A 7,774-nucleotide genomic window follows, 5' to 3' on the forward strand; every position below is an offset into this window, starting at 1 on the left:
TTATCCTCCCTTAGTGATCCATTGGCGGAATCATCAAATAGCCCTCTTTCAGTGGATCCTGATTATTGTAAAAGAATCGATGCATACCCATAACCCAGGCAGATCCTGTTACCTCTGGAATAACAGCGGTTAGGCCACTAATAGCTACTTCTTCTAGTACACGTGCTTTAAACATTGTCCCCACAATACTTTCATAGACGAAGGACTCATTGAGAGCAAGCTCATTTTTTGAATAGAGTGTAGCAATTTTTGCGGATGTACCAGTGCCACAAGGGGAACGGTCAATCCCTCCTGGTGGAACAACAACTGTATTTTTTAAATCTGCTAATGGATTGACTGGGTCTGTATAAAACTCAATATGTGTAAGTCCATGGATAAATGGGAATTCTGGATGGACAATATCTTCCTTAGCATTCACAGCATTGCGGAGACGAATAGCTGTGTTAATAATTTTCGTTGAATTGTCTACAGCTAAGTTTAGATTGATTTTTCTAGCATCTATAATGCCGTAAAAGTTCCCTCCATAAGCTATTTCACATTCCACTACACCTAATTCAGAATCATTTATTTCAATCGTTTTTAATAGAAAGGATGGTACATTTTTAAATGTCACTTCCTTCGCTACGCCATCCACTACTTTAATCTTTACATCAATTAAACCTGCAGGTGTGTCCAATTTTATGTTTGTATAAGGTGTATTAACCTCTATTAAATTTGCTTCAATAAGTGCTGTACAAACGCCTATTGTGTCATGTCCACACATCGGCAAGTAACCACCTGTTTCTATATAAATCACTCCAAAATCTGCTTCGGGATGGCAAGGATCTGTAATGATAACACCTGACATCACACTATGTCCTCGGGGCTCATTCATAAGAAATTTTCGAATCCAGTCAAAATTCTCTTGCATAAATAACATTTTTTCAGACATTGTTTTGCCTTCAAGCTTAGGCATACCGCTTATTAATGAACGTGTTGGATTCCCACCTGTATGGGTATCAATTGTTGTAAAGAGCTTTTGAAATTTCATTTGTGAAGTACTCCTTTCTGGAAACGACTAAGATGAACTGGTTCAGTAGGAATGCATGTATCTTTGTACTGTAGTAATTCTTGGATAAGCTTCCCAGTAACTGCAGCCAAGCTAATTCCATCTCCTTCATGACCTGCCGCAATATAGAAACCAGGCACTTCTTCTACTTCACAAATAATAGGTAAATGATCTTCCGTCCATGGTCTTAACCCTGCATATGTACGAATAATCGACATATCAGCGATTTTTGGATAAAAACGTACAGCACGTCTAGCAATCATTTTCACCACATCATGATTCACTTTCGTGTCAAAGCCTACAAATTCGCGACTACTTCCTATTAAAAAATTTTGTGCCTCTGTCGGCTCAAACACTAACGCTACTCCGTATTTTTCAATATCCACATCCACTTTACGTTCTCCACCAAATTTTGAAATTAAATAACCAAATTCCATCACTTTTCTTAGCCCTACTAGTTGCTGACGTGATGCGACAAGAATATGTCCTTTGCGAGGTTTAATTGGAATATCAACACCCAGCATTTGCCCAATAAACGGTGCCCAAATTCCACAAGCATTAATTACTTTATTTGCTGTTATCCATCCCTCATTCGTTTCAAGTAAAAATGTACCATCTGGCTGTTTCGTAATATTTTTGACTTCTGTATGTTTTTTTATCTTTGCCCCTAACTTTTCAGCTGAGTGAAACATAGAAAATGTCAGCATATATGGGTTCACTGTTGAATCGGTTTTACATTCCAATCCACCGTATAAGTCATCTGCAAAGTATTTTGACTCATTCCGCAAGTCCTCACGATCTAACATTGTAAAATCTAAACCCGCCTCCCGTTGACGATTAACCCACTGCTGAGCAGCCTCCATCTCTAGCTCACTTTCACAAACAAGAATGCTGCCAGGATTCCGATATTCAAAGCTCATATCTAACTCTCGATTTAACTCATGTACTAATCTTTGACTGACTAAAGACATTTGACTGTCAAAGCCAGGATCTTTATCAATAGCTAAAATATTGCCATCACAGCGAGAAGAAGTACCACTCGCAAGTTCATTTTTTTCAAGTATTGTGATATCAAGGCCCGCTTTTGCACAATAATAAGCAATTGCTCCACCAATAATGCCACCGCCAATAATGACGATATCATGATGGGATTTCTTCATGTCTCTCCCCTCCTTTTCTATTCATGACTGTATGATGCAAAAAACATGCCAATCTATCTTATTGGAATTTGTTTGATAAACTAGTCACTATGTGTCAAAATTATTTATATTATTCAAAATAATTTGACAAATAAATAATGAGGGGGGACTTACATTGCATCCATATCATTTAATAATGAATAAAATATTAAAACGTAACTTTGCTATTATTTCTACTGACGATATAGTGTCCAAAATAAACGATGACAGCAAACAATATTTTGTGCTTGAAAATAATAAACCCTATGCAACAATGCGCGGTAAAAGAAAAAATGATGTTCACTATGTTGCTTGTCATACCATCCAGTTGGATTGCCCACTCAACATAGCTATTGAATATATGAAGGAATATGAATTTTTACTAGTTTGTAGTGAGGAAAAACAATATTTAGGATATTTATGGAGAGAGTCCTTAGTATACGATCTTGCCTATGAATTAGAATGTGGCAATGCTTATTTACAAACCATTTTAGACACAATAAATGAATCATGTACTGTCATTGATGCTGAACAAAATGTTGTTTATTGGACGAAGGGAGCAGAAAGCATTTTTTCTGTGTCTGGAGAAAATATTATTGGAAAGCCCATCACTCAATTTTTCAAAGAAGATCAACTAGAAATTTTACATACTTTACAGCATAGAAAATCTGTTTATCAACAGCAGCATTTTCCTCGGGAAGATCTCGTCGTCATGATCAATTCAAACCCTGTTATGCTGCATGATAAGACAATTGGGGCAGTCGTTGCTGAAACTGATATTACCCATGTCAAAAAATTAAACGAAGAGCTTCATCTTACATCTGAAAAATTATTGAATTTAGAGAAACAGATGAATACTAATGGCTTAGCCTATGATCCATTTACACTTATTCGTGGCAATAGTCCAAAGCTTAAAGAAGTATTAGAAAAAGTAAAAAAGGTAGCAGAAACCGAGGCAAATATTTTAATTTACGGAGAGAGTGGAGTTGGTAAAGAACTGTTTGCACGTGCAGTTCATGCCATTCGAGAAAAGCCTGAAGCACCATTTGTCGCTATCAATTGTGGAGCCATTCCTAGTGGCTTATTTGAAAGTGAGATATTTGGTTATGAAAAAGGAGCTTTTTCTGGAGCCCATCAAAAAGGAAAAAAAGGTAAAGTAGAGCTTGCACGTGGAGGTACTTTATTTTTAGATGAAATTGGTGAAATGCCGCTAGAAATGCAAGTAAAGATTTTGCGATTGCTACAGGAAAAAACGTTTTATACAGTTGGCGGTACAAAGGAAATGGACGTTGAATTTAATTTAGTAGCTGCTACTAATAGAGATTTAAAGCAATTAGTGGCAGAAGGAAAATTCAGAGAGGATTTATATTATCGACTGAATGTGGTGAATTTCACAGTTCCCCCGCTTCGAGAGCGAGCATCAGATATTTTAGAAATTAGCAATTATTTCTTATATGAAAAATCGATTAAATATAATCGACCTATTCAAGGAATCCCAACTGAAATAGCCAATGTTCTTTTAAAATACCAATGGCCAGGCAATGTACGGGAATTATCTAACGTTATTGAGCGACTTGTTGTATTTTCTGATGAGGGAGCCATTCATATGGAAGACTTACCTACGGATATTTTAGCAGCTATGCCAAAAGATGAAAAGTTGGAAGTTAAGAGGGATTTTCCTCTAGGGACAGAGCTTAACAATCAACTTGAACATTATGAACGGGAAATTATTTTAGAACAGCTTGCCAAAGTAAATGGTAATAAAAAAATATGTGCTAAAAACTTAGGCATTACTCGTGCCACTTTATACAATCGATTAAAAAAATTAAACATAGATGTCTAACTTTTTAAAATAAATGTCAATGTTTCTATACACTACTTTCACATATGTCTATAAAATCATTTTCTTAGCGACTTTCTTTTTTCTGGCATAGTTTTTGCATTATCTAGTATGGAAAGTATTTCATATAGTAGAGGTGGAACTATGCAAAATAAATCGATGATTGTATGTCGTTGTGAAGAAATTAGTTACGATGAATTAATAGAAAGCGCATCAAAATATAAGTGCTCTGCACGAGAACTGAAGTTACGAACACGTGCAGGAATGGGCTATTGCGGTGGCCGTACATGCCGTACTATGGTAGATAATATTGCTCATCTTCATCATCCACGTACAAATGATGAAATTTCATTAAAACATCAGGCACCCATTCGACCAGTGCGATTCTCCGATTTAGGGGAGGTTAAATCATGACAGAACGTATAATTACCCACCCCGTTTTAGGGAATTTAATCCAAAAAGAAAAAATAACTTTTACTTTTGACGATCAGGTAATTGAAGGTTACAAAGGTGAATCCCTAGCTGCTGCATTGCTAGTACAAGGAATCCGCACTTTACGTTTGCACGAAGAAACAGGGCAGCCTCGAGGCATTTATTGTAATATTGGTCACTGCTTTGAATGCCGTGTCAATATAAACGGCTTGGACGGCGAGCGAGCATGCTTAACCCCTATTTCAGATGGGATGGTTGTAAAAAGTGGGCAGCCACTTCCTACGACAGTAAGGGACTGGAGGAAGAACCATGAATAATAAAGTAATTATAATTGGAGCTGGTCCTGCTGGGCTTGCGGCGGCCATTACATTGGCGGAAAAAAATATTGCTGTCCTTGTTATCGATGAATATTTGTATGCGGGAGGGCGATTACTGGGACAACTATATGAAGAAAAACCAGGAACATGGTGGAATGGTATTGTGGAATCTGAACGTTTATTAAAACGAGCTAAAGCAGTCAATGTTGAATTTTTACTACAAACAAGTGTATCCGATTTAGAAAAAGTGGATCAAACGTGGATCATCCACACAACCAAAGGTATATTTCGTACCCAACATCTGCTATTAGCTACTGGAGCTGCCGAATCACCTTTCCCAATTCCAGGCTGGACTCTACCAGGTGTAATGTCTGTTGGAGCAGCACAAGTAATGACAAATGTGCATCGTGTGAAGCCTGGTAAACGGGGAGTCATTGTCGGGGTCAATGTACTATCTTCTGCTATTGCGATGGAATTACAATTAGCAGGGGTTCAAGTAGCAGCTATCACATTACCTCCCTCTAACTTGTTAGCGAAGAAGAATAGTAATCCTTTAGAAGTTATGAACTCCTTATTACATGTAGCTCATATGGCTCCCTCCCCTCTTGTTAAAATGGGCAGCAAATTGATGAAAAATGACTTTATGAAAAAGCTCAGTATTTCCTTTTATCCCAAAAATGGTGTGAAAATGTGGGATATACCTATTATGTTGCGTAAAGCTGTTATTGAAATCGTCGGTAAAGATCAAGTTGAAGGGGTCGTTTTAGCAACAGTGAATACAGATGGCTCTCTTGTTAAAGGTAGCGAACAACGAATCAAAGCAGATTTTATTTGTATCGCTGGCGGCCTATACCCTTTAGCAGAACTTGCCTCTTTAGCTGGTTGTCCATTCCATTATATCGAAGAATTAGGTGGGTTCATTCCTTTACATAATGAACAAATGGAAACTAATTTAGAGGGGTTGTATGTCGCTGGAAATATTACGGGCATTGAAGGAGCCAAGGTAGCATTAGCACAAGGAAAAGTTGCTGGCCTTACAATTGCTCAACGTCTCAATGCAGGAGCCTCAAAGTATGATATTAAGCTTGCTATCCAAGATGTTGAAAAAACAAGAGCTACTGCACATATTCAATTTCATCCTGAAATTTCAGCCGGTCGTCAACAGATGAAACAAATTTGGGATGAATCTGTTGGACCGCTTACGATTCATTAAAAATGCCTATTAAAGAATAAAAGTCTTTTTCTCATCTTCATGAGTAAAAGGCTTTTTTGCTTTATGGCATAAAACATGCAATACATATGATGTGATTAAAAATCGTGAAAGGAGGTTTTGATTCTTAAACAATATGCCATATATGTACCTTCCATAATATTGAATTACTGATTTGTGTGACAAAATGGATGCTGCTGTATAGTACACAATTTCTTGGGTGGGAATTTCGGGTTTTGATTGAAGAAAACAAGGGGGAAAATCTATGGAGACAATCGTTAATACATTGGTCGATTATATTTGGGGGAATGCACTCGTATACTTAGCATTAGGTGTGGGTCTTTACTTTACCATCCTGACAAAAGCTGTTCAATTTCGTTATATTCCTGAGATGATTCGTTTATTACGTGAACGTAAAGAATCAAAAGAAGGAATCTCGTCGTTCCAAGCTTTTTGTATGGCATTGTCTGGACGAGTTGGTGTTGGTAATATCGCAGGTGTGGCTACGGCCATTGCTGCTGGTGGACCAGGCGCAGTATTTTGGATGGGTGTTATGGCATTTCTAGGGGGTGCAAGTGCATTTATAGAATCTACCCTTGCCCAATTATATAAAGAAAAGGCTGATGGTCAGTATCGTGGTGGTTCACCATACTATATCGAAAAGGGTTTAAAACTAAAAGGCTTTGCTATATTTGTTGCGTTTGTTATCTGTCTTTCATATGGTGTTCTAGTGCCTGGGATCCAGGCAAACACAATTGCCACTTCATTTAATACTGCTTTTCATATTCCACCATTTATAACAGGCGCGGTGATTGTTGTTCTTTTGGGATTAATCATATTTGGTGGTGTTAAACGTATAGCTCGTGTTGCTGACAAAATTGTTCCTATCATGGCACTTGCCTACGTCATTTTAACACTTATCATATTAGGGGCTAATGTGAGTGAAATTCCAGATATGCTTAAACTTATTATTACAAGTGCTTTTGGTACTAATGAAATCTTTGGGGGTATAGTTGGTACCGCAATCGCCTGGGGTGTAAGACGCTCCGTATTTTCAAATGTAGCTGGAGCTGGAGAAGCAACATTTAGTTCTGCTGCTGCTGAAGTATCTCATCCTGCTAAACAAGGTTTAGTTCAGGGTTTCTCAATCTATATTGATACAATCATTGTATGTACTGCTACAGCATTAATGATTCTCATTACAGGTATGTATAACGTTACCCCTTCAGGAACAACGGCACCGTTAGTTGAAAATATCCCGGGCGTCGTGGCAGGTACTGCTTATACACAAGCAGCAGTATCTACAGTATTCCATGATTTTGGAAGTGGATTCGTGGCTATTGCCATATTCCTCTTCGCATTCACGACTTTAATGGCATACTACTATATTGCAGAGACAACAATTGTTTATTTAGATAATAAGCTACGCTTCCCCATTTTGAAATTAGTATTAAAAATAATCTTCTTACTCGTTGTTTATGTCGGAAGTGTACAATCGGTCAGTCTTATGTGGGGGCTTGGAGATATTGGATTCGGAAGTATGAGTTATTTAAACTTTATTGCGATTGTATTATTAACCAAACCAGCCATTCAAGTTTTGCGAGATTATGATCGACAAAAAAAGGCTGGTCTCGATCCTATTTTTGATCCAAGAGAAGTTGGAATTAAAAATGCTGAATTCTGGATAGAATATAGCAACAATCATAAACGGAAATAAAAAAACAGTCAGCATACAGCTGACTGTTTCTA

Annotated in this window: 7 protein-coding genes; 5 read left to right on the forward strand and 2 right to left on the reverse strand. The window is 37.5% G+C overall.

Annotation, left to right across the window (positions count from 1 at the left end):
* Positions 1 to 10: 10 nt before the first annotated feature.
* Both CRI88_RS21500 and CRI88_RS21505 read right to left on the reverse strand, forming a co-directional pair.
* The gene (locus tag CRI88_RS21500) at positions 11 to 1,030 is read right to left on the reverse strand and encodes a proline racemase family protein (RefSeq protein WP_058843565.1); all 1,020 of its coding nucleotides are present in this window, start codon (positions 1,028 to 1,030) and stop codon (positions 11 to 13) included.
* Positions 1,027 to 2,208 carry an NAD(P)/FAD-dependent oxidoreductase gene (locus tag CRI88_RS21505; RefSeq protein WP_036119068.1) on the reverse strand — a complete coding sequence of 394 codons (1,182 nt, stop codon included), beginning with the start codon at positions 2,206 to 2,208 and terminating at the stop codon, positions 1,027 to 1,029. The genes CRI88_RS21500 and CRI88_RS21505 overlap by 4 nt, the downstream gene beginning before the upstream one ends.
* Positions 2,209 to 2,383: 175 nt before the next feature.
* On the opposite strand from CRI88_RS21505, the gene CRI88_RS21510 reads away from it, so the two are divergent.
* From CRI88_RS21510 to CRI88_RS21530, 5 genes are all read left to right on the forward strand, one after another.
* Complete coding sequence (locus tag CRI88_RS21510; RefSeq protein WP_058843596.1) at positions 2,384 to 4,069, forward strand: sigma-54 interaction domain-containing protein; 1,686 nt, start codon at positions 2,384 to 2,386, stop codon at positions 4,067 to 4,069.
* A 141-nt stretch (positions 4,070 to 4,210) separates the two neighbouring features.
* Complete coding sequence (locus CRI88_RS21515) at positions 4,211 to 4,480, forward strand: (2Fe-2S)-binding protein (RefSeq protein WP_058843564.1); 270 nt, start codon at positions 4,211 to 4,213, stop codon at positions 4,478 to 4,480.
* Positions 4,477 to 4,815, forward strand: coding sequence for a (2Fe-2S)-binding protein (locus tag CRI88_RS21520; RefSeq protein ID WP_036119074.1), 339 nt, complete (start codon positions 4,477 to 4,479; stop codon positions 4,813 to 4,815). The genes CRI88_RS21515 and CRI88_RS21520 overlap by 4 nt, the downstream gene beginning before the upstream one ends.
* A complete protein-coding gene (locus CRI88_RS21525) occupies positions 4,808 to 6,028 on the forward strand; it encodes an NAD(P)/FAD-dependent oxidoreductase (protein ID WP_058843563.1) in 1,221 nt (406 codons plus the stop codon). The genes CRI88_RS21520 and CRI88_RS21525 overlap by 8 nt, the downstream gene beginning before the upstream one ends.
* 262 nt (positions 6,029 to 6,290) lie before the next feature.
* Positions 6,291 to 7,742 (forward strand): alanine/glycine:cation symporter family protein, encoded by a 1,452-nt coding sequence (locus CRI88_RS21530; RefSeq protein WP_058843562.1) that lies wholly within the window; start codon positions 6,291 to 6,293, stop codon positions 7,740 to 7,742.
* Positions 7,743 to 7,774: the final 32 nt, after the last annotated feature.

This window comes from Lysinibacillus fusiformis (genome assembly GCF_002845985.1).
GTDB classification, from domain to species: Bacteria; Bacillota; Bacilli; order Bacillales_A; family Planococcaceae; genus Lysinibacillus; species Lysinibacillus fusiformis_D.

What these genes read in the sequence shown, in the direction of transcription:
- CRI88_RS21515 (WP_058843564.1), top strand. Translation starts at nt 4,211, where the DNA reads ATGCAAAATAAATCGATGATTGTATGTCGTTGTGAAGAAATTAGTTAC.
- CRI88_RS21520 (WP_036119074.1), top strand. Translation starts at nt 4,477, where the DNA reads ATGACAGAACGTATAATTACCCACCCCGTTTTAGGGAATTTAATCCAA.
- CRI88_RS21510 (WP_058843596.1), top strand. Translation starts at nt 2,384, where the DNA reads ATGAATAAAATATTAAAACGTAACTTTGCTATTATTTCTACTGACGAT.
- CRI88_RS21500 (WP_058843565.1), bottom strand. Translation starts at nt 1,030, where the DNA reads ATGAAATTTCAAAAGCTCTTTACAACAATTGATACCCATACAGGTGGG.
- CRI88_RS21525 (WP_058843563.1), top strand. Translation starts at nt 4,808, where the DNA reads ATGAATAATAAAGTAATTATAATTGGAGCTGGTCCTGCTGGGCTTGCG.
- CRI88_RS21530 (WP_058843562.1), top strand. Translation starts at nt 6,291, where the DNA reads ATGGAGACAATCGTTAATACATTGGTCGATTATATTTGGGGGAATGCA.
- CRI88_RS21505 (WP_036119068.1), bottom strand. Translation starts at nt 2,208, where the DNA reads ATGAAGAAATCCCATCATGATATCGTCATTATTGGCGGTGGCATTATT.